The organism is Sphingobacterium daejeonense (assembly GCF_901472535.1).
In the GTDB taxonomy this organism is placed as follows: Bacteria; Bacteroidota; Bacteroidia; order Sphingobacteriales; family Sphingobacteriaceae; genus Sphingobacterium; species Sphingobacterium daejeonense.
Genome location: NZ_LR590470.1, coordinates 4442622 through 4463192, shown reverse-complemented (window position 1 = coordinate 4463192; position 20571 = coordinate 4442622). Strand labels below are relative to the sequence as shown.

At 41.9% G+C, this 20571-nt stretch carries 15 protein-coding genes and 2 pseudogenes; 12 read left to right on the top strand and 5 right to left on the bottom strand.

Annotated elements, in window-relative coordinates:
• Window positions 1-113 precede the first annotated feature (113 nt).
• Together FGL31_RS21240 and FGL31_RS21235 are read right to left on the bottom strand one after the other, a co-directional pair.
• A complete protein-coding gene (locus FGL31_RS21240; RefSeq protein WP_138094317.1) occupies window positions 114-1226 on the bottom strand; it encodes a tetratricopeptide repeat protein in 1113 nt (370 codons plus the stop codon).
• Window positions 1227-3268: 2042 nt separating this feature from the next.
• Window positions 3269-3451: a hypothetical protein gene (locus FGL31_RS21235; protein ID WP_138094315.1), complete on the bottom strand. Its 183-nt coding sequence runs from the start codon at window positions 3449-3451 to the stop codon at window positions 3269-3271.
• 826 nt (window positions 3452-4277) lie between these two features.
• On the opposite strand from FGL31_RS21235, the gene FGL31_RS21230 reads away from it, so the two are divergent.
• The 10 genes and pseudogenes from FGL31_RS21230 (at window position 4278) to arsB (ending at window position 17160) form a co-directional block, all read left to right on the top strand.
• On the top strand, window positions 4278-4787 hold the full coding sequence (locus FGL31_RS21230) for an RNA polymerase sigma factor (RefSeq protein WP_138094313.1): 510 nt from the start codon (window positions 4278-4280) through the stop codon (window positions 4785-4787).
• A 458-nt stretch (window positions 4788-5245) separates the two neighbouring features.
• Window positions 5246-6718, top strand: a complete 1473-nt coding sequence (locus FGL31_RS21225) for an ATP-binding response regulator (RefSeq protein ID WP_138094311.1) — start codon at window positions 5246-5248, stop codon at window positions 6716-6718.
• Window positions 6718-10299 carry a response regulator gene (locus FGL31_RS21220; RefSeq protein ID WP_138094309.1) on the top strand — a complete coding sequence of 1194 codons (3582 nt, stop codon included), beginning with the start codon at window positions 6718-6720 and terminating at the stop codon, window positions 10297-10299. The genes FGL31_RS21225 and FGL31_RS21220 overlap by 1 nt, the downstream gene beginning before the upstream one ends.
• 13 nt (window positions 10300-10312) lie before the next feature.
• On the top strand, window positions 10313-10681 hold the full coding sequence (locus FGL31_RS21215) for a response regulator (protein WP_138094307.1): 369 nt from the start codon (window positions 10313-10315) through the stop codon (window positions 10679-10681).
• A 1-nt stretch (window position 10682) separates the two neighbouring features.
• Entirely contained in the window at window positions 10683-11492 is an 810-nt protein-coding gene (locus FGL31_RS21210) for a CheR family methyltransferase (protein WP_138094305.1), read from the top strand.
• A 40-nt stretch (window positions 11493-11532) separates the two neighbouring features.
• Entirely contained in the window at window positions 11533-11898 is a 366-nt protein-coding gene (locus FGL31_RS21205) for a response regulator (protein WP_138094303.1), read from the top strand.
• A 2707-nt stretch (window positions 11899-14605) separates the two neighbouring features.
• Complete coding sequence (locus FGL31_RS21200; RefSeq protein WP_138094301.1) at window positions 14606-14935, top strand: ArsR/SmtB family transcription factor; 330 nt, start codon at window positions 14606-14608, stop codon at window positions 14933-14935.
• Window positions 14936-15019: 84 nt separating this feature from the next.
• Window positions 15020-15492: pseudogene (locus FGL31_RS21195) on the top strand (DUF6428 family protein).
• Between the two features lie 18 nt (window positions 15493-15510).
• Complete coding sequence (locus tag FGL31_RS21190; RefSeq protein ID WP_138094299.1) at window positions 15511-16125, top strand: arsenate-mycothiol transferase ArsC; 615 nt, start codon at window positions 15511-15513, stop codon at window positions 16123-16125.
• Window positions 16126-16128: 3 nt separating this feature from the next.
• Window positions 16129-17160: pseudogene (gene arsB / locus FGL31_RS21185) on the top strand (ACR3 family arsenite efflux transporter).
• A 140-nt stretch (window positions 17161-17300) separates the two neighbouring features.
• Here the strand turns inward: arsB and FGL31_RS24005 are convergent.
• The 3 genes from FGL31_RS24005 to FGL31_RS28510 all read right to left on the bottom strand — a co-directional run bounded on the left by FGL31_RS24005 (window position 17301) and on the right by FGL31_RS28510 (window position 17879).
• Window positions 17301-17570, bottom strand: a complete 270-nt coding sequence (locus tag FGL31_RS24005; protein ID WP_197734357.1) for a transposase — start codon at window positions 17568-17570, stop codon at window positions 17301-17303.
• Window positions 17563-17670 (bottom strand): transposase, encoded by a 108-nt coding sequence (locus FGL31_RS29410; RefSeq protein WP_317131160.1) that lies wholly within the window; start codon window positions 17668-17670, stop codon window positions 17563-17565. The genes FGL31_RS24005 and FGL31_RS29410 overlap by 8 nt, the downstream gene beginning before the upstream one ends.
• 80 nt (window positions 17671-17750) lie before the next feature.
• On the bottom strand, window positions 17751-17879 hold the full coding sequence (locus FGL31_RS28510) for a hypothetical protein (RefSeq protein ID WP_262709201.1): 129 nt from the start codon (window positions 17877-17879) through the stop codon (window positions 17751-17753).
• A gap of 1679 nt (window positions 17880-19558) precedes the next feature.
• Here FGL31_RS28510 and FGL31_RS27025 point away from each other — a divergent pair.
• Both FGL31_RS27025 and FGL31_RS30190 read left to right on the top strand, forming a co-directional pair.
• Complete coding sequence (locus FGL31_RS27025; protein WP_138094298.1) at window positions 19559-19837, top strand: hypothetical protein; 279 nt, start codon at window positions 19559-19561, stop codon at window positions 19835-19837.
• Between the two features lie 384 nt (window positions 19838-20221).
• A complete protein-coding gene (locus FGL31_RS30190) occupies window positions 20222-20419 on the top strand; it encodes a GNAT family N-acetyltransferase (RefSeq protein ID WP_138094296.1) in 198 nt (65 codons plus the stop codon).
• Window positions 20420-20571: the final 152 nt, after the last annotated feature.

The following is a 20571-nucleotide window of genomic DNA, read 5'->3' as shown; positions in this document are numbered from 1 at the left end:
AGTTAAAAATTAAATCAATATATGAGTGACAACGTAAAATATTCATTTCAAATTGTCAAAAAACAGTTTATTTAGGGTTTATTAACTTTTCCTTAACGCGGAGTTATTATTTTCTATAAATCGACCTGTTTTGATCTGAAAAGTTCGTTTCTAAGTCTCCAATAATCCGACAGTTCTCGTTCTGCGTCTTCAAAGTTTCCTTGCATGAGGTAGATGTCGCCGAGTTTGTCGTGTATTGCCAATTGCAGGACTTTGTTCTTTTCTTCATCTGCCAATGATCTTGCTTTTTCAAACTCTCGCTGCGCAACGGAATAGTTTTGCTGTACATATTTTGAAAATGCGAGCATATATTCAATTTCGGGGAGTTGGTTGTCTACTCTTCTTAGAGTTGCCAAGTCTCTAGCTTGAATAAGGAACCATTGTGCTTCGGTATGCTTGTTCTGCAATTGGTATATTTTCGCCAATCTGATTTGAGCATTAACCTTGCCAATATGATTTTTTGTTTTGTTGAAGATGGGGAATGCGCGTCTGATGATAGTGTTTTCAGCTGCTTTGAAATTTTTCTGGTAGGCTTGTACCATTGCAATTCTCACCAATGTATTTGCTTGGTCTACTTGCGCTCTGCTAGAGACGGCGGACTGTAGGAATGTTTCCTGCATTGCGGAAGCGTCGGAAATGTTACCGTTGTATAGGTAAGCATTCGCGAGGTTATGCTCCAAGGCGAATTTCTCGCCCGTATTTGCCGACTTCGCCAAATTCAAACCGCGAATCAAGATAGCGATAGACTTGCCGATTTCGCCTAGCTTCAGCAGTTGCAGCGCATATTCATTGGCCAATCCAGCGGCCCACGGAAGATTTCTGTTCTGTTCGAGCTTAGTCAACAGGGCATTCCAGTCCTGTTCATTGCTGGGGAAAGGGTTGAAATTCTGTTTTATATAACCTGCATTGGAAGTAGGCTTAAAGTCTTCAATAATATTCTGATAATCCAGCTTTCTGGCAATCGAATCAGAGAATCCTTTTTCTCTTTGTAGGAATCTACCAGTTCTTCCTCTTTTGTCCTCGGTGCCCGGCAGTACATATACTTTAGGGCCGATCCCTGCGAAAGTGCTGTCGTATTTTGTAATAAATCCCGAAGGATCATATGGTTTATCACTGTTCTGCGCCCTTATGTTAAATGTTGTAATAACTAAAGCTACTGCAAATACAACACGCACTTTATCAATCATTCGCAATTCATTTTTTTTCAAAAGTATCGAATTATTTCCAAAAATTGGGCAGTCCATTGAGGTTCATGAGACCTATAAATCATTAAAATATGTTAAATTCTAAAGATCTCTCTTATGGTGGTGCAGGTAGACCCGTTGCTCGATTTGTTTGTACAGTATTTCGATTCGGCTACTCAGCCGAAAAATTGATAATACCTGAGGGCGCGAAGTTAGATACAAAAAGGATTAATACGATTTAATTTTTAGGTTAATTATAGTTTAACTGACCAATAAAGAACGTATTAATCCACTAAAACGTCCTATTATGGGAAAAAGCCACTCTTAGTGGCTTTTTCCTATATACTATATTGAGAATTTAGCTGTGTGAATAAAATTCTGTCAAAAGAACAGCTCGCGCACGGAAAGGTTTGCATTCACCGGAAAAACATTTAGGCACATTTTCACAACACAGGTCAAGATAACCATTCTTGAAGTCCAATTATAGTGCCCAACGAATATTTCAAGGGTTCTCCTTTTTCTTCTTAGCTGAGAAAAGCTTTCTGCTAACATCGGATATTGAAGGGACCCCTGCCAGGAGCAAGGAGTGTAATGAGAAATTGTGGGCAGATGCGTTATTTTTTCAGAGAAAAAGAGAGCTATTCGGTAATAAGGTCGCGATCTCACTGCAAACCGCAATTGAATCCCGAAGAAAAACATTGGGGACTGCCGATGTTTCCTCAAATTTTGCAAATTATAAAATAACCACCGTCTCCCTCCTGAAATTTCATGATCCTGAAATTCGTGTATAAAGTCAATTCAATTAATAACTTTTCCAGAACACGTGGGCTTAGCGAGGCGCTGACGTCATTTGCTCTAAATTTATAGTTTCGTTCACTATATCTTTTTTCATAAAATTCGGAAAGAAATGCTATTTTTCGATTCTTACTGCCAGTTGCTAACATCTCATTAAAATTTGATACATGTGTAAGAAATTATTTGCAAGAGTTTTTAGCTTAAATCGCGCTTAAATGATAGGTGATTGAACATTTAGTGTAAATAATGATTTTGAAAATGTTTATTTTTTTGTATTCATGTGAGATAAAAATGGGCTGGAAACTGCATAGGGCATCAAATTCAATCCTTTCTTTTTGTATTAGAATAAGGGAAGATCATCTGGCCAGGATGAAATCAAGATGTTATTTTTAATGGTATACACAAACAATGATCTGGAAATCCCTCGATAAGCCCTTGTGTGTGTCACATATCCAATAGGGAAGAGCCCATTATTGTTGATCTTTCTTTTTCGGCGGTAATTTTTATAAGGGAACTCAATACCGCCCGAAAGGTGATGTCACCGTTCAAATAAGCATGCCCGCTGATCTGCCGAGCAGCCTGGATTCATAGTAGTCGATTTTTTCTGCAATCATTCATGTTTTAAGACCCCCATGGGTTTTTTATCTGCACCTTAAAACGTAAAAGTGATTTGGTCACATGATTAACGGTAAGGGAGGACAATAATGGGTGAACCGATCCTATACAGGCCAAAATATATATCTTATAGCTCGGAGCTGTAATTTCGATCGCCTTAAAATAGTTAATGTTGCGTTTGGATCTTTAATTCTATTATTGTAAAATTTGCAGTGCAATCTGTTTCTAATGCTGCAGGATAATTACGATAGCAATTAGCTATTATCTAATGGAATTTTCCTGTTGAGTTCGATAGAGGTTGTCTCGCAGGGTCTGAGTTCACTCTGTTTCTGATTTCTTTGACTCTATTTGTGCATAGCATTGCTAGGTCCGCGGGCACGATATCGTCCTAAAGAATGATCAGGTGATGGGAAGTTCCTTTAGGGCAATTACAATCATGGCAGACCAAAGTGAGTGATTGTTGAAGTGAAGTGCATGGGGAATAGATCGGAGAACCCACTTGCCCCGGTTTATTATTTATTGTTGGTAATTTTGACATATAGCTTGTGTTCATTTCACAATGAATGTTCTATCAAAATTCATACGGAACAAATTCAATCTTTTAAGCTCTTTAAAAGTGGAGATTAAACTTTTCATCAAATATTCCATGCCAGCAATGCGCTAAGTACTGGGGCCAGAATCTTAATTATATCGAAGATTATTATTGTGTTCGGGTCAGAGAAATCTTCCTCTTCACGTTCATGAATGTAGATCCTAGAGAATTTTTGAACAGAATTGATCACCTCTTCATAAATTTCTTTGGTCTTTCGCTCAAGCATACTTAATACGATTTAAAATTTCTCTCATCTTTGATAATCAGAAATGTGGCAAGTTTCTTCAATTTCCGTTTGGCTTTAATGAGAGGCGAAAGTTCTGATTCACTCACAACGATATATTTCAGGGTACTTTCATCTCCCAGCAAATGGAAAAAAACAATCCGACTAAAAGCAAATCATTTCCAATTAAGGAAAAATTGTGCGAAAATTTAAAAAATGATGGCATAGGAGCAAAATTTGTAGAGAGGAATCTACGATTCATGGAATTACAGATATAAATAACCATTCCTGCGAGGAGCCTTGAGTGCAATTGGTTTAAATTAATTCCGGGAACGGAGCGATTTTTATGGTTGAGCACACGGTCCAATGACAAAACAAATTAGAAGTAAACTTCATTTATCAGTATCCATGGATGAATGGAAGGGTCGGCTTTCCTTTGGCTAACTGCCATTTCACGACCATGCCTTTGAAATATGTTTATGAGTGGTTTTTTTTTTTTGGGGGTTTTGAGACTGTTAGGTCTTTAGGGATACAAATTCGGGAAAGCTGCAACCCCGATTCATCTTACGATGATCAAGATAAAGAATAAGGCAAAGGAGAAATATGGTTCCGTAATAATACGGGTAAACCTCGGAATTAATTGTTTACAAACAAGTATTTAGCTCCTACCCTTTCTCTTGATTTGGCATGTTCATTGTTTAATTGTAGATATACAACCATTAAGAATTTATTAGACTGGTTCTGAAACGCGAGGTTTAAACCAGTCTAATTAAATCAGGACCGTCTTTGCGCAGGACACAAACGTAGTTTTTCACATAATAGTTTAACAATGGACAAAGATTTTATAAATAAAGAAGTGTGGGTTCATTCGGATACTCTATTGAAGTATGCCAACAGGTTTACCAAGGACGAAAATGAGGCCGAGGATCTTCTGCAGAACACGCTGTTAAAAGTTTTGCGCTATCAGGATAGCTATTCAAAAGGCTCCAATATTTTGGGATGGATATACACCATAATGAGAAGCTGTTTTTTGAACGACTGCCGCAAAAAGAAACTTGCCGAAAATCATAAGAATAGTTCCCTTTCGATAAACGACCCAAACCTGAGCTCAGCAAAGAACAAGGGGGAAAACAGGTTTGCCATGGAAGACCTCGATGCTGCGATGAAAACAATACCTGAAAAATACTTAAGTGCATTTATCATGCATTTCGAAGGCTATAAGTATTATGAAATCGCGGAGCACTTTAATGTTCCAGAGGGCACAGTGAAGACCCGCATACATACGGCAAGGAAATTGTTGCAGAAGAAACTATCAACCTACCGTGACTTAAAGCCGTGAAGGCTGATTAGATATTCCCCGGCCAAGTTAGGAAACAACGGGGAATATTTGACCTTTGATGGATTGCCTCCACTTTTCGGCCCATCACTTACACAGATAACTATCCCCTTTTTCTTGCAAAAACCTCAGCTTCTATTCATGGCTCATTTACCTGTATAAAAAGGAACAGTTGGTATGTTCCAGCCCATTTAGTTGTTCGGGTTTGTGTCTTGTCCCGGCCCTTAAGAAACGTAAATCACTTCCAATGTCCACTGGAGCTTACCTTATGGGCACCCAAATGAATGAAGCCAATTAATTGGGTCGCAAGATTCGCATCGATGCAAAATCTATATTGCTGCTATTTTAAACCTTCCAAAAGCATTTTTTTTCTAACTTTTTTTAATAATTTAGCCAATTGATCTACCTACGGGGGTGAACGGGTTATCGTGCCCGCCACTTCCCATTAAATTTTCTGATAAATGATTCTAATCGTTGACGACAAGCAGGAGAATATCTTTTCTCTTGAAAGGACGTTGCAAATTAAGGGCTTCCAGACCGATTCTGCCCTCTCTGGGGAAGAAGCCTTGAAAAAGTGCATTAAGATGGACTATGCGCTGATTATTCTAGACGTACAGATGCCGGACATGGATGGGTATGAGGTTGCAGAAACCCTTTCGGGGATAAAAAAGACCAAGGACATTCCCATTATTTTCCTCTCTGCGGTGAACCGCGAAAAACAGTACATCACCAAAGGATATGAGTCTGGTGGGATAGATTACATCACCAAGCCCGTTGACCCGGACATCCTTCTGCTCAAGGTTAAGACCTTTTATCGACTATATGAACAGACGTCGGAACTTAAAAGAATGCAGGACGATCTTCGAAAGGAGATCCAATATCGGAAACGGACCCAAAATGAGCTCTCTGACAGACTTGGGGAATTGAAGGTCACCTTGGAGGCATTGCCTCAGTTGGCATTTACTACAGACTCGCAGGGAAATATAGATTTTGTCAACGAACAGTGGTTCCGCTTTTCTCCCGATAAATCTAGGTGGCCATCCCTCCATCCCAAAGACCAGGCTGTGTTCGAGGACTGGAAACTAAACCTGGAAAGTCTGCAGCCTTTGGAAAAAGAAGTTCGGATCCTGGAGATCAATTCGCAGAGCTACCGCTACCATCTCCTAAAGATAGTTCCTGTAAGCCAGCAAGGCGATGGAACAAGATGGGTGGGAATCATGACAGATATCGATGAGCGCAAGCAGCTAGAAAAGAAAAAGGATGAATTCCTGAGCGTTGCGAGCCATGAGCTCAAGACTCCCCTGACGAGCATCATGGCGTTCTCGAAGATCGCATTGCGGGCCATGAAAGACCTTGCCGACCACAGGGCATATGGCTATGTGCGCAAAGTGCAGGACCAATCCGAAAAACTAAACTCTCTGGTCCAAGATCTCCTGGACATTTCCAGAATGGAGACCGGAGGATTGAAGGTAAACCTGCAGCAAGTAGACCTCGATGATGTCATCCACCAAGTCACGGAGTCAACGCTGATGGCAAACCCGCACCGAAGATTGCAAATTGAAAGGACGGGAGATCCTATAGCCAATCCTGTGTTGGCGGATCCCCTGAGGATAGAGCAGGTGCTGAGCAATTACCTCTCAAATGCCGTTAAATATTCCCCAGACTCAGAGCTAGTCGGTATAAACACCAGCTTTGGCGAGAACTTCCTGACCGTAGAAGTGCGAGATTATGGGATCGGGATCCCTGAGCACAAGATCCCCTACGTCTTTGACAAGTTCTATCGCGTCCAGGAAGCATCTGCAAGGTTCCAGGGCTTGGGCCTCGGGCTGCACATATGCAAGGAGATTATTGTTCAGCACGGTGGGACATGTGGTGTGAAAAGTCAGGTAGGAGAGGGGTCCACTTTTTACTTTACGCTCCCAATTCATAGATAATGGCACAAAAAGTACTAAGAAACCTACAATTGGGTTTCGGTTTTTCAATGGCAGTCCTGTTCGCATCATCCCTGGTCATGTTCCTTTCCATAAAGGACCAGCGGGAAAGTAAAGCCCTTATGGATAGGGCACAGGGTAATATTATTAATTCCCAGCTGATACTCATGGACCTGCAGGATGCTGAGACAGGGCAGCGAGGATTCCTTCTGACGGGAAGGGAGAAGTTCCTCTCCCCTTACACTGTGAGCCGCAACTTGCTCCCTCAGCGAATTGACGCACTGCTGAAGGGAGAGCTGACTGCCGAACAATATGCACGCGCGGAAAAACTTAAAGTGTTGGCCACGGAAAGGCTAGACATATTGGACGAGCTCATCGAACAGAAGCGGAGCTCAACGGCGCTGAGCCCAGATCTTCTGGAAAAGGGAAAGTCGATCATGGATTCCTGCCGCAGCCTGATCGGAACAATAAGGCAGCAAGAGGAACTCAGGGCCGAAAGGCGCTCCCAAGAGCTTGAGAGCTCCTCATTGACGACAACGGTCCTGATAGCATTTGCATCTGTTGTGTCCTTGATTATAACTTCCGTTCTTTTCTGGAAGCTCCGGACAGACTACAACAGTCGGGCGCAGCTGCAGGCCGATCTCCTGGAAAAGGATAACGAGATGAGACGACGCCTGAACGTGATTAGGGGTATTGCCCAGCAGGTAACACAAGGGAACTATGATGTTTCCATCGACGATTCCCAGAAGGACGACCTGGGTACGATCGCCCAAAGCTTGCGGATCATGACCGAATCGCTCCAGAAAAACTTCGAACTTCTCCAGTGGAACGACTGGCGCAAAAATGGCCTCTCCCAACTCAATTTTGGAGTCAGCGGCAACCCAGGGCAGGATGATATCTCGCGGTTCAGCCTGAATTTCATCGTGGACTACATGCGGGTCGAAAACGGGGCCTTGTATATCGTGGAAAGAAATTCTTTCAGGCTTGCCCACAGCATGGGTCTGAAGGAACTTCCATATTCAGAATTTCCGATAAGCGGGGGGGTGCTAGGGGAAGTATACACGAGCCAGCGTCCCAGGGTGGTGAGCGATATCTTACCCGAGGAATTCAATTTGTCATTTGCACAAGGAGAGATACGGATTAAGCAAGTTGCCCTTATACCCGTACTGTATCAAAAGCAGTGCTTAGGTGTCATAGAGATCGGCTCTCGAGTGGCCCTGAGTGACAACATGATCCAGGTAATGATGGAATTCGGTGAGATCATCGGAATAGCGCTTGCCGCTGCCCAAAGCCGTGGAAGGGTTCAGCAACTTCTAGAAGAAACACAGACGCAGACCGAAGAGCTCCAGGTGCAGCATGCGGAGCTGGAAAACCTGAATTCTGAACTAGAGGCACAGGCCAACAAACTCCGGGTTTCCGAAGAGGAGCTCAGGTCCCAGCAGGAGGAACTGCTTATCTCAAACCGCGAGCTGGAGAACAGATCGCAGGCCCTGGAAGAAAGAAATAAGATGATCGCCCTCAGAAACAGGGAAATACAGGAGAAAGCTGAAGCTCTTGCCCTGAGCACGAAATATAAATCGGAATTCATGGCTAATATGTCGCATGAATTGAGGACCCCACTGAATTCTATACTTTTGCTCTCCAAGGTCCTTACAGAAAACAACGAAAGGAATCTCAATGATGAGCAAATAGAATCCGCCCAAGTGATCTGGTCCTCGGGGACGGGTCTGCTCAATTTGATAGACGAGATCTTGGACCTTTCCAAGATAGAGGCAGGAAAGATGACCCTGGAATGGGAGGAGTTTCCCATGGAAGACCTGTTGGAGGACCTCCGGCAGATGTTCAAGCCGATTACCAAGGACAAAATGCTCGATTTCCAGGTGGAGAACTTGTTGGCCAGCGGCTTTCGCATAAACACCGATAGGCTACGGGTGGAGCAGATCCTGAGGAACTTGCTCTCCAATGCCATTAAATTCACTGAAAACGGAAGCGTGACCATGAGAGTGGAGAAACAGGTTGGATCGAAAGATAATGTCCTGATCAGCGTTAGGGATACCGGGATCGGGATTTCGAACGAAAAGCTGCAGCTTATTTTCGAGGCGTTCCAACAGGCCGACGGTTCCACACGTCGCCGTTTTGGGGGAACGGGCCTCGGTCTATCCATTAGCCGGGAAATTGCACGCCTGTTAAATGGAGAGATCACTGTACAGAGCGAACCGGGAAAGGGCAGCTGCTTTTCACTCTCGCTGCCCGTGGGAGGCGGCCCTGAATTTGAAAGGGATCACCAGGAGGTCCTGGCCGAAAGTAATTCAGACCAGTTGCCCGAAGAGTGGAATGCCGCACTGCCCTCTGAAGGCCCCATTCCCGAAGAAGTTCCTGACGACCGCCGCGATCTTGGACCTCAGGACAAGGTTCTGTTGATCGTGGAGGACGATGCTGTCTTTGCCACTGCCCTGATGGGGTTTGCGCGAGAGGCAGGATATAAAGCCATTGTTGTGGGCAGAGGAGACCTCGTGCTGAGGGCTGCCCGGAAATATGGTCCAAAAGCCATTCTTTTGGATATCGTACTGCCGATCATGGACGGATGGCAAGTCTTGGACGGGCTCAAGTCCAATGCCGACACAAAACATATACCGGTGCATATGATGTCGGCAGGTGAGGCTAAGAAAAATGAGAGCATCAGGCGGGGAGCGATTGATTTCATCCGCAAACCATTCCAGAAACAGGGATTTCAGGGCATTTTCTCCAAAATCGATTCGGCACTGGGGAATGGCCCCAAGAAAGTGCTCATTGTTGAGGAGAATGCCAAGCACGCTGAGGCTCTCTCCTACTTCTTGGAAAGCTTTGATATCTCAACAGAGATCAAGGGGTCTCTGGAACAGAGCGTAAAGGCACTTAGCGAAGACAAGGTGGAATGCGTGATCCTGGACATGGGAATTCCCGATCAGGTAGCCTATGAGACCCTTGAGACCATAAAGAGAAACAGTGGGCTGGAGGAACTTCCCATCATCGTGTTCACAGGGAAGAGCCTTTCGGGGCACGAGGAAATGAGGATAAAAGAATATGCGGACTCGATCGTGGTGAAAACGGTGCATTCTTATCAGCGAATCCTTGATGAGGTTAAGCTGTTCCTGCATTTGGTGGAACGCAAACCTGAAAATGCTCCAACAGCTTACCTTCAAGGCAACCAAAAACTCACCGAAATACTTCATGACCGCAAGGTTCTGATCGCGGACGACGATATCAGGAACATCTTCTCAATATCCAGAGCTCTGGAAAAATACAATGTTGAGGTGGTTTCTGCTATGGATGGGCAAGAGGCATGTCATATTCTGGAGAAGACCCCGGGTATCGATATTGTGCTTATGGATATCATGATGCCCAATATGGACGGGTTCCAGGCAATTGAAAGAATACGATCCCAGGCAAAATTCCGAGATTTGCCAGTTATTGCCGTTACTGCAAAGGCAATGATAGGCGACCGTGAGCGCTGCATGAGAGCAGGAGCTTCCGATTATATTTCTAAACCTGTCGATATAGACCAATTGGTGTCCCTGTTGAGGGTCTGGCTATTTGGACGTTAATCAAACTTAATAAATGAAAATCCTAATCATTGACGACGACCACCGAAATATTTTCGCCCTGAGAACTGCACTGAAAAGCCGGGGCATAGAAGCAAGTGGTTGCCAAAGTGCAATCGAAGGTCTGGAACTCTTGAACACCGAAATGGAAATCGATGTGGTGCTTCTGGACATGATGATGCCAGAATTTGACGGATTCCAGTTCTTGGATCGCCTTCATCGTCCTTCTGGGAGAGTCTATCCTCCGGTCATCTCGGTTACTGCAAGAGCTATGAAGGGCGATAGGGAAAGATGCCTTCTGGGCGGTGCCAGTGGGTATGTTGCCAAACCAGTTGACATCGACGAGCTGTTGGAAGAGATCAGGAGCGTAATCTCAAGAAAGTGATATGGAACCTGTGAGTCAATTGGAATGGTTTGTGCATCGTTTCCGCGAGGAATTCGGTTTTGACTTTATGGATTACAGCAGGGGTTCCCTTGAACGGAGGTTACAGCGTATTTTGTCGATCTGGAGGGCACAAGATCTGAGGGATCTATTCGATCGGGTTCGACATGACCCCTCCTTGGTAACTGCGTTCTTACAGCAGGTTACCGTACCCTTTACCACGATGTTCCGAGACCCGGGGTACTTTCTGGAGTTGAGGAGGGCGATCCTGCCTTATTTGGCCACATTCCCCACCATCAGAGTATGGATAGCGGGATGTTCTACGGGTGAGGAAGCCTATTCTATGGCGATACTTCTGAAAGAGTGCGGTCTTCTGGAACGTTCCCTCATTTACGCAACGGACCTCAATCCCCACGCGGTCGAGCGAGCCTCGAAAGCTGTCTTCTCCATGGAAGTCGTCCGGGATTTTGTGCAGAACTATGTTCAATCTGGAGGAACGGTCGGTCTGTCCGCACATTATACTGCCAACCACGGCATTGTGCAGTTCAACAGCGATCTCCGGTCGCGCATGGTCTTTTCAACCCATAACCTTGTTTCTGACAGCTCCTTCAACAGTTTCCAGCTTATCCTATGCAGGAATGTTCTAATATATTTTAATAGGGACCTGCAGAATCGTGTACTGGAACTCTTCTGTGAGAGTTTGGAAAATGCCGGTTTTCTGGGACTGGGGCCAAGAGAAACTTTGGTGCTTTCAACTATTGCCGATCAATTTCAGCGAATAGGTCCGGAAAAACTTTGGCAAAAGTGCAAATGATGTTTCAGCAAGCTTAGATTTAATAATTTTAAAAAATAGAATGAAAAATAAAACGATACTAATCTTTGACGACGATCCACACGTAATGGAAATTTTTTCTATTGTCCTGGAGGATTTGGGGTATACAATAAACCGCTCAACTACCTCGCACGATGTTTTGGAAAAAGTTGGCAGGTACCAGCCTGACCTGATACTAATGGATAATTGGATCCCTGAAATAGGTGGTGTGGCCGCTACTCAGCTCTTGAAAGGACACGCTGGATTTCGGTCTATCCCAGTCATTCTTGTTTCGGCAAACAGCGAGGTAGAAGAACTGGCAAAAAAGGCTGCTGCTGATGGGTACCTTAGCAAGCCTTTTGATCTGGATAGGTTAGAAGAACTCGTAAATGATATCTTCCGTCAATAAATTCAGGTCACCATAAACCCCTGCAGCTTCGCAGATGGCAGGAAATGTGTACACCAGTTTGCTGATCGCTACAAGCTCTGGAGATGGAGCTCTAGCGGTGGCATGCTATGGTTAGCAATTCTGCATACCTGATCCTAAGGAACTCAGGTTTACATTACTTGCTGCAGCAAGTTTTCTGGTTCTGTTCGGGCAATCTGACCTATTTGCTAGAAGATGCTCAGAAGATGGTGGACTATGCTCATTATGGAACCTTGCCGAGATTTTTATCATGTAGCGCAGTCATGGCTTTGCCCCTTTTCAACCTGGAGCAGCCCGACAGAGCTTATAGAGGTCATAGAACTCAACCGCCTTGAGAACTGCATAGGTTCTTAAGAAAATGCCGAAAAATATATTTTCCCTTTAATGAACATCGAGGCCAATATGGCAAGGTTATGTGGTCGGTCCCGCTAGGTTTGCCATCTTGGCCTCCATAACAGGAATTACTTACGGTATGGACATTTATATCCCGATTGAAGCCAAAAGTGGTGGGAGCGAGCCCGGTTTCTTACAACAGCCCCTGGTAAAGCGATCAAGATACCCTGCAGGCAAGCGTTATTCTTTCCGATCCTAGTTACCTAACAGATATTGTAGGGAAATCCTTAGGTGGGGATTGTAAAATCCGCAGGGTTGATCTCGCGCTATATATTGTCGGGGGTATTTTCCAGCAAAAAAATACAGCACAAATGGGTAGCGTAAAATTTTAATGGACAATAAGTTAGAATTTTAAAGGATCAACTCCCAGTGGATAATTAAGGGTTTTTAATGCAAAAGCAACCGCCAAGACGCATATGAAATAGAAATGGAAGTGCGGTCGGGTAATTCAATCGGTTTTCCAAGGATTATTTGAACCAGTTCCACAGGTCATCGGTCTTGTTCCGCTTGGGGACAATAGGAAGCCTCAATGGGGGAGTGTTTGCACTTGGGAGGTGCTTGGATTACAGAGATCTCTGTCAAAACCATCCAGGGGAACGGGGCTGTTTATCTAGCGTGTGCCTTGACGGCTGGAAATCACGGTGTACATTGTTTTTTTCTGTTATTCCAGAATGATTTAAATGGTGGAAGATGGAAATTATTTGTCTACATAATTGGATGGATATGTAGCCAGTAAAAAACTCTATTTAGTTTGAATTGTAGTCGGTCAGAAGAAATAATTTTCATTAATTGTGTCCTTTACACCAATTAGTTGAGGAAACGAAGCGAGGCTCCCAAAGAAAACTGGTCTGTGTCCATTTTATTGTCTCCGGAGAATTATTAGGGAGAACTGTATGGGTGTTTGTTTGGTTCGAGATGCGCAAGTGTTTCATTGATTACATTCAAGGAATGACCCAATCCGGGATTTGGTTACGGATAAGAATGGGAGCATCCCCAGTTTGTTCTATTTAATATAAAGGAAAAATTTTGGGGAAATCTTCTCGATTGCTTCTCGAAAGTGTCCTCTTTAGGGATGTGTTCCCGGGAACCCGAGCATGTTGCGGACGGATAATTTGGCTCCTGTTATGCAAGATAGATGTAGGGCTCCCATCGGCACAGTCTGACAGGACGAAGTGTTGATAAGATAATGTGAAGATTGTTTTTTTCTTCGGCCTCCCTGGAACCTTAACTTGGTGAGCATGTATTCCCTACCGATATGCCATCTAGGGGTTTTGGGCGCCATGCCGCAGGCCGGGAATTCTCAGAAAAGATCAAAGTATATTTGTCGTTGAATCCCAAGACCAACGATCGCTTTTCTTCGGATTGTATGACTATCTTTCCCGGAGAGTGCCCGGAAGGTAAATATTCCGATCGCCCTCCGATTCCTGTTCCTGCGTGAGTTAGCCGCTTTTGAGTTAAATTCAGCTTATAAACTGTTGCTATGCATTAGATGAAAATCCACTCCAAAAGTTTTTCAGTCGATAGTTTGCGGTTAACGGTACAGGTGCTGTGACCCCCGTACGGTCAAAACGAATTCATAGGGATAAAGGGCGGGATCTTTGCATTGCTGTTTTTGTTGGATCATTCCGGAGCGGAGTAGTTTTTGTAGCTCCTCTTCGAAATTCCCGAATATCTCGAGCTCAAGCAGGGACCTGTTCTGCGATATCCTGTACAAAATAAGGTCCTTTAGGGGAAATTCCGTTTCCATATACGATATGTTATATGTTTGAAATACTGAAGAAGGATGCCCGTGGGTCCTTGGAACCAAGCACCAGAGTTCAGTATCGTTGAGCATAAGACAGATAAGTTTCCCAATTGTTTTTTCAGTACCTTCGTTTCAAAATAAATTGTCCGTAAAAGCTAATCGTCAATCCGGATCTGCTGGCCGGGCGTGCCGAGAAATGGACCGAGAAGCTGACATCAGGTTGATTTTCCAGCTGCTGGGACTAGTGGTGGTTATCGACCTGCATGAAAAAGAGAACAGGTACTATATAGAGATCCCGTTACCCCAGATTACCGTGCCTATTTCCTATCATGGGATATGCCATTACCCGAACGGCAGCACCAAGCAAGAGCTAAAGGGAACAGCCCTTCATAACTGGTTGCTAAAGAAAAGATTCTGTGTTATGATCCAAGTTTTTGTATTCTTTTTTTAGTTGATTTTGAAGGGTCTAAAAGTGAGCTTTCAAAATAAAAAATAAAAATCTTTTGTATCTAAATTTAATATCGTAATATTGCGATGTAAATAAATTTAGAAATGGGAGTTACAAAAACGGAAATATATAAAGACGAGCAAAATAAACTTGCATCGCTTCTTAAAGTTTTAGCACATCCAGCCAGGATAGCAATCCTGCAATATATTATCAACCAAAAAGCATGTATTTGTAATGATCTGGTTGAGGAATTAGGTTTAGCACAGGCAACTATTTCACAACATTTAAAAGAATTAAAAACCATAGGAATTATTCAAGGCTCAATTGAAGGAAAATCAGTTTGCTATTGTATTGACGAAAAGGTATGGAAGCAATTTCAAGAGGAATTTAATGGCTTTTTCAATCAGGATGTAAACGTAAAGCATTGCTGTTAAGGCAATTTTTTTACATTTTAACATCGTTATATTGCTATATAGCGTTATTTAATTATTTATTTTATCATTTTAAAAGTTAGTATTATGAAGTTATCTGAAATCAAAGAAATTTTATCAGCATTAGAAAATGTTGAATTTCAATTAGAAAATGGAACATTTGTTCCTGAACACTTTCACGTTACTGAAGTGGGGCAAATAATCAAAAATTTTATTGATTGTGGCGGAGTAATCCGTAAGGAAAAAGTAGTCAACTTTCAATTGTGGAATGCCAATGATTATGAGCACAGGTTGAAACCCAGGAAAACTATTAAGTATAATTAAACTTTCAGAAAATAAATTAGGAATTGAAGATGCGGAGATAGAAGTGGAATATCAAAGTGATACTATTGGTAAATACGATTTGGATTCAATGAAATACATTTGTACTGAAAAATAAAGCGACTGCTTGCTTGGCTCAGGATGTTTGTGGAATTCCTTCTGAAAAACAAAACAAAAGCCTTTACAAATTAACAGCAAATCAATCCAATTCATGCACTCCAAATTCAGGATGCTGCTAAACCCTAAATCGAACATCCATGTATCCAATATTATCAGAGACAATTCAACAGTTAGAATGGGAGAAAATCAATATCGATGAGCGTAAAAGTACCTTACAGCCGTTGATTGATTTTATTCAATTGAAAATAAATAGCAAGCAGCAAATAAATATAAATTTCATTTGTACCCATAATTCGCGCAGGAGCCATTTATCACAGGTTTGGGCACAAGTAGCAGCCTCTTATTTCGGTATTGAGAATGTGATTTGCTATTCAGGAGGTACTGAAGAAACCGCATTATTTCCAAAAGTAGCAGAAACATTAGCCGATCAGGGACTTAATATTTTCAAAATAAATGATGGCTCTAATCCTGTTTATGCGATAAAATATAGTGATAATTCCCAACCTATAATTGGGTTTTCTAAAAAATATGACAATCCTTTTAATCCAGTATCTGCTTTTGTAGCTATAATGACATGTTCACAAGCTGATGGTGGATGTCCATTTATTGCTGGTGCGGAAAAAAGAATTCCCATCACATTTGGAGATCCTAAAATTTCAGACAACACTTCCGAACAGACAAAGATATATTCAGAAAGAAGCTTACAGATAGCATCGGAAATGTTTTATGTTTTTTCAAAAATTACTAAATAGCCGATGCAACCAAAACTAAAATTCTTAGACAGATATCTAACTTTATGGATATTTCTAGCTATGGCTCTTGGCCTAGGCTTAGGATATTTCTTTCCGGGTATTTCAAATGTTACAAATACACTATCTGTCGGCACTACAAATATTCCGTTGGCAATAGGTTTGATATTGATGATGTACCCGCCACTGGCAAAGGTGGATTATTCATTGCTGCCTATAGTATTGAAGGATAAAAAAGTTGTTAGTATTTCTTTATTATTGAACTGGATTGTCGGGCCTATTTTAATGTTCGGATTAGCCATTCTTTTTCTAAGAAATGAGCCTGATTATATGATTGGCTTGATATTGATAGGCTTGGCAAGATGTATTGCAATGGTCATAGTATGGAATGACCTTGCAAAAGGTAACAGAGAATATGCAGCCTTATTAATTGCATTAAACAGCATCTTTCAGGTATTTTCTTATAGTTTGTTAGTTTGGCTGTTTATCAATGTACTGCCAAACAGATTAGGCTTGGCAAGTTTCAATGTAAGCGTATCTATAAAAGACGTGACTGAAAGTGTAATGATTTATTTAGGGATCCCTTTCTTGACTGTTTTCTTAGCCGTTACTTACTTGTTAAATCCAAAGGCATAGAATGGTATAACCGTAAATTTGTACCCAAAATATCGCCGATTACATTATACGCATTATTGTTTACCATAGTATTAATGTTCAGTCTTAAAGGTGATAAAATAATAGAGTTGCCAATGGATGTCATTACGATCGCTATACCGTTAGTCATCTATTTTGTACTAATGTTTTTCGTAAGCTTCTTTATCAATAAATCTTTGAATGTTCCGTACGACAAAAATGCAGCAATTGCATTCACCGCCACAGGAAACAATTTTGAACTAGCTATTGCCAGTGTCCATAGCTGTATTCGGAATCCATTCACCTCAGGCATTTGTAGGCGTAATTGGACCATTGGTAGAAGTTCCCGTTCTGATATTATTAGTAAAGATAAGCTTGTGGCTTAAAAAGAAATATTACAAATAAATAAAATGTAAAAAGAGTTCAGGGCTTGAGCTAAAAGCTAAACCTCTTAAAACAGATTACAGGGGGAGTGACTTATAAACTTCCCCTTTTTTATAAATGATACTTCCTGAAATGGAATAATTTGAAACTCGTGCTCTGAATTAATAATAGGAATTATTTTTCCATAAGATAAAAGTCAGTTCCAGCAGTTTTCTTTGGATGGCAACTATAGCTTTCATTTTAATTCCATGCCTTGAAACTATTCTTAAGAAAATATCTCTAAACCTTTCATCGGTTCTTATTGCAGCCAGTGAAGGAAAGTGCATTACTTTCCTTAAATTCCGATTACCACGCTTGGATATTCGGGGTTTGGATTTCACTGAAGTTCCAGAAGTCTTTTCTCTTACATCTAATCCTGCATAACTAACCAACTGTCTTTTTATTCTTTATTAACTCGAATCCGTTAGTTTCGGCGATAATTGTTACAGAAGTCAGATTTCCTATTCCCGGAATTGAAGATACTATTTTCATCTTTTCTACTAGAGTTTTATCTCCTTTGATGAGGATAGCAATTTCGTATCTAATCTCCTTTTCCTGCAAATCAATAAGAGCTATTCTTTTTTAGTTCGATTAACTGAGTTTTCACTTGAAGTTGCAGAAGTACCTTCTGCGTGCAGTTGATTTTTCAACATTGTACGCTCATGTACAAGCTGCTCACGTTCCCGACAAAGCTGTCTCAAATCATTAAATATTTTAAAGGAGGTTGCCACACTTCCAATGCCTTTCCAAACCAAATCTAGCAATCGCTTGTGAAGCGCTCTTATCAGTAATGGTTTTTATGTCAAGTGTTTTTGCATAATTACTGATCTTGTTTGGCAAAACGATGCTGACATGTTTTCGAATACTGTAAAGATAGTAGGCTAAGGATTCATGGTAAACTCCTTGTTGCTTCCATTACATACCGTACTTCTGTCTACTTGATGTCTGTTTATTTACCCACGCGACAAGACTTGAAAACCCTTTTTTAGTATTGGGAAATACTTTGTAGGCATAGACTTCTATGCTGATCTGTTCATCCATTCTACCAAGCGATACAACTAATTCATTTTGTGCAACATCAATTCCTACTGTCTGCTTACTAATACCTTCATCTTATATGGTTTAGGTAAGTGAAAAACCTTTCTTCATCTTTTTTCCAGATTGGATATACTGGCTATAAGACTCATAATAATGGAGCAAATTCCTTGCATTCTGTTCAGATTCTAAAAAGTTTAAAGAAGAGGAGGCAGTCTCTTTTCTTGAATATACCATAAGGCTATTTAAAGCAAAATCTGCTCTCGCTCTTCTTCACTTAGATTATATTATACAAATAAATATAGGAGAGGCAAGAGTTGGGAAGCTATCTCCGTTCCCGGTGCCGCGGCTAATGATCTGGATGCAGAAACAGTACGGTCGTTTTTAAAAAAGGCTATCAGTAAAGGACCGTATCCCGGCACCTGCCGCCAAGGAGGAGTCACCCTGTTGCTGATGAAACGACTGAACCTGCTTACCAAAGACGGCGAACTGAGCTAATGCCGGCCTATTGCTTTTTGGTAAACAGTCCTATGCACTTTCACCGACAACTAGCTTGAAGGTAGGGCGGTTTGGCAAGAGCTCGAGCCACCTTCTTTTTCAGGATATTATCGAGACCAACCTATTGACGATGGTCGAAAATGATGGATAAACTCAAAGACCGCTATCTTATCCGTCCGATCTCGTATGAAAGGTCTCGAACGTATGGAACCGTTGGGATATCCCGAACCAGCACTATGTGAGGCAGTTGTGAACGCCATTGTCCATAAGGATTATTCAAGTACATGGATATTTCTGTGTGTCTATGATGACCGCCTGCACTTGTGGAACCCGGTGACCTTTCCGGAAGAACTGACCGTGGAAGAATTGAAGCAGAAACACTCCTTTTATCATTGAACAGGAATATTGCCTGAGTGTTTTCAAGGCCGGGTATGTAGAGGCCTGGGGACGTGGTACCAATGATATTATCAAAGGTGTAAAGAAGCGGGGCTACCTGAACCCGCAATCGAGGAAAATCAAGGGGGACTTAGTGTCGTTTTCCTTAAAGATATCTATACGGAAGAATATCTGCATAAGTTGGAAATCAATGAAAGACAGGTAAAGGCTATATACACATAAAGGAACATGGAAAAATATCCAACGCATCTTATCAGTATATCAATAATATCGGCAAGACCCTGGCGACCTGAGAACTTAGCGATTTGGTAGATAAAGAGTTAATCCAACAATCTTGGACTAAAGGCATGGGAAGCAAATATGATTTGGTTCGAAATATTAAAATGGCCGCTATTTGGCCGAAATTCTTCAATACCTTGTGCGTCTATACTTTTCGTTTCGCCAAGCCCAAATGGGTATATTTGTATGTTTACCAATAGACAAGAAAATGAAAGAGGTGTCCTGTTTCAGTACCAGTCCAAGTTCTGGCAAAGTGCACCGATGTGATATCGGCAGGCCGCTGTTCTGGCGGAAGGGACCCTCGGATGGCCATTTCCTCAATACCCTGTACCGGATCGATGAAGATGAGTTTGCCGACTTCTATTCCCTCCACCCCGGAAATTTTAGAAAAACGAACGATAATTCAGATGGAAAAGCATTAGACTATTACAAAAAAGGTTCGGTTTTGTAAGAGCGGGCGAAACAGATCCAATGTAGATATGCGGTAGGAATGAACATCAAAGTTTATGGATTCATTTTCTTTAAAGCGTTGCATAACGCAAAAAAGCAATTCCAAGGGAGTTTATTTAAGTAGCATCTCTTAATAACAATAAATTGAAATAGATATGACGAATGCAAATATTGAACTATCGTTCTTTTCAGAACTTGACCTGAATGAGCTTCATTTATTTATTGGTGCCACTGTAGAACATAGCTATAAAAGGTATATATGCACGGGAGGCCATCGACTTTTTCCTTTCTTATCTCGGCAAAAAGGATATTCTCCAAGAAAGCAAGGACCACCCAATTATAGTACTCAGGGAAGAAGGGAAGATAGTTGGGACGGCAACTTTAATTGCGGCATGTCAAGCGATTGTTTGTAGAACCGTCCTGCCAGGTCAAGGGATACGTCAGATTGCTCATGGAAAAACTGGAAGGTATCGCCGTTCGAAATAAACACTCTTTCATTGAACTACATTCCTCACTTTTTGCAAAACGTTTTTACGAGGGCCTAAGTTATCTTACCTTTAAGATTGATAGCATTCCTGTATAGAACGGTCAACTGCTTACATATTATAGAATGGCCAAATTTCTGATGGGTAATGGGACTAGTTCACAACTCGGAATCGACGGCAAATGTTTTGTTATAGATGCACCTTCGGAAAAAAATCCGTTATTCCCCATTGGAACAAAGTTTGTGTTAGA